The organism is Vreelandella aquamarina (genome assembly GCF_900110265.1).
GTDB lineage: Bacteria > Pseudomonadota > Gammaproteobacteria > Pseudomonadales > Halomonadaceae > Vreelandella > Vreelandella aquamarina.
In genome coordinates, this window is the sequence record NZ_FODB01000108.1 from 1 (window position 1) to 2,336 (window position 2,336).

The following is a 2,336-nucleotide window of genomic DNA, read 5'->3' on the forward strand; positions in this document are numbered from 1 at the left end:
GGGCGAATGATCAAAAAGTGCTCGCTGGCGGTGATAGGGAAAGTGTCGGCGCCGGCTTCACGGATTCAGGTATTAATCAAAGCCGCTTCCTTAAGCGGCTTTTTTATTAAAGGCTTCTATCTTTCAGGCTATAGGTACTAGTATTAAAAAACTCATCAATTAAGATTAAAACCATAACCTATATATTCATAAAAAACACCAACTTTATAAGTTAAGGATTAGAAAAATTTCCGATAGCGCCTTCTTTTAAATCGTCCAAACTCAACACAGGAAACAAAAAGACACATAACGTTTCAAAAGGAAGGCCCAATGAAACCGTTCAACCAATTACCAGCCCATCAAAAGACAGGATCCGTAGCCTCCTGCATGGCATTGGTAATGGGTGTCTTACTAACCAGTTTAAATCCAGAAGCTTCAGCAAACGACCAGTTCATTGACAGCATGTCTAGAGTCACACAATACGTAGAGTCTCAAGATGTCAGCCATTTAAAAGGCAATGTGAGCATCATTCAGCAGCAAGGCATTAACAACAGCGCGAGCGTCGTTCAATCTCGTTCAGCGAATTACCAATTTAAAAACTTCGCTTACATTAAACAAACTGGATATAACAATCAGGCCAATTTGATCCAGCACAATGGCAACAACATTGGCGTGATTGTTCAGCAAGGCTATAACAATAGCGTTACGGCTATTCAAGAAGGGAACAGTGTTGGAGTTGCACTGAACGCTATTCAAATTGGCTTTAACAGTAACCTAATGATTTCACAATCGGGCAGTGGCCTACGCGATGTAAATGTCCACCAACAAAACTACTCGGGCACTTCACGACCGGTCACTATCGATATCAACTGAGTCGCACCTGGCTTCTCAGTTCACCACCAAAGCAAGTTGATCGAAATAAAGGGGAAACACCATGAAACTGCAACTAACCGCTCTTGCTGCCGCTGTTAGCTTAGCTTTGTCCAGCGCTGCTATAGCTCAAACAACAGTAACATCGAATTCAAACCTGAACTATACAAGTATTGGCCAGCCTCAAGGAGGCGGATATGGTGTCGACAATGGAAATTCAACCGTAGATAATGCCGAATGGACAGGTTTTCCGCCATCCCGTGATGGAGCGTTTACTACGTTTCAGGATGAATTGGATAACATGGACGGCTCTACTGCAGGCCCAAATGAAAACTTATCGACCATTGACCAGACAGCTACTGGTACTACAGGCAACCAAGCAAGTGTAACACAGAGTGGTGGTTCACAAAACGAATCAAACGTAACACAAAACAAATTAAGTAGTACTGGCTCAGCATTAAAAGCTGATGTCATCCAAATTGGTAATAGTAACCGATCAGATGTTGATCAAGAGCTTAGCACAGGTGCTATTGCAAATATTTCGCAGCAAGGTGATAGTAACCTGTCTCGAGTAGATCAGTTTGGAGCCGACCGTAATGGCGCGGATGTATCTCAAACCGGTAATGGCCACCAATCGATTATTCATCAGGGAGTACTGACTGGTGGAGCAGCTGATAATAATGCATGGGTAAATCAAACTGGCGAAAGTAACCAAAGTTATATTCGTCAGCAGTGGTCTGATAACTATGCCGATGCTAACCAAAGTGGTATGGATAATATTAGCCATATTAAACAAGCAGGCGATGCTAATATGGCAATGCTGGATCAAAGTGGCGATGAGAATACGTCCTACATTCTGCAAGGTTCGGCGGGGGTTGGCGACTTCAATACCGCATATGTGGATCAGTCCGGTAGTTATAACGACTCATATGTATCCCAACTAAACGGCAATGATAACAAAGCAAATGTTAATCAAAGTGGCACATATGGAGAGTCTAATGTGTTACAAAATGGTAACAGTAACTTCGCTGATATCTCACAATCAGGAGAAGGAGATATCTCTTGGGTAATTCAGAACGGTGACAATAAATCTGCCACTGTCGAACAATCAGGTGTGGGTGTTCCTGGTGCCGAATTTAATGAATCGTTTATTATTCAAAGTGGAGCAGGTGCGCACACAGCATATGTCAATCAAGCACATGCTCCTGCTGGCGGTTGGAATAACATTTCAACTATCACTCAAACTGGTACAGTCAACGCATCTGCGAGTGTGATGCAGACAGGTAGTGGCAACCGCGCTTCCACTATCCAGTATTAATCATTAGCCAGTCCAATATTCTCATACCGCCCCTTCCGGGGCGGTTTTTTTGTGGTGCGCCAGGCATGGCGCGCAGCGCCGCTCAGGCGCTATCCGGTCAACCGTGGTGGTTGGCGGGATGACTTGGGGGTGAGAGTCCCCTACGGACCCTGATAGCGGGAACCGTTAG

Annotated in this window: 2 protein-coding genes; both read left to right on the forward strand. The window is 44.4% G+C overall.

Going from position 1 to position 2,336, the window contains the following annotated elements:
* Nucleotides 1-309 precede the first annotated feature (309 nt).
* A complete protein-coding gene (locus BMY49_RS16960; RefSeq protein ID WP_052509917.1) occupies nucleotides 310-852 on the forward strand; it encodes a hypothetical protein in 543 nt (180 codons plus the stop codon).
* A gap of 61 nt (nucleotides 853-913) precedes the next feature.
* Entirely contained in the window at nucleotides 914-2,167 is a 1,254-nt protein-coding gene (locus tag BMY49_RS16965) for a hypothetical protein (protein ID WP_058577318.1), read from the forward strand.
* Nucleotides 2,168-2,336 lie beyond the last annotated feature (169 nt).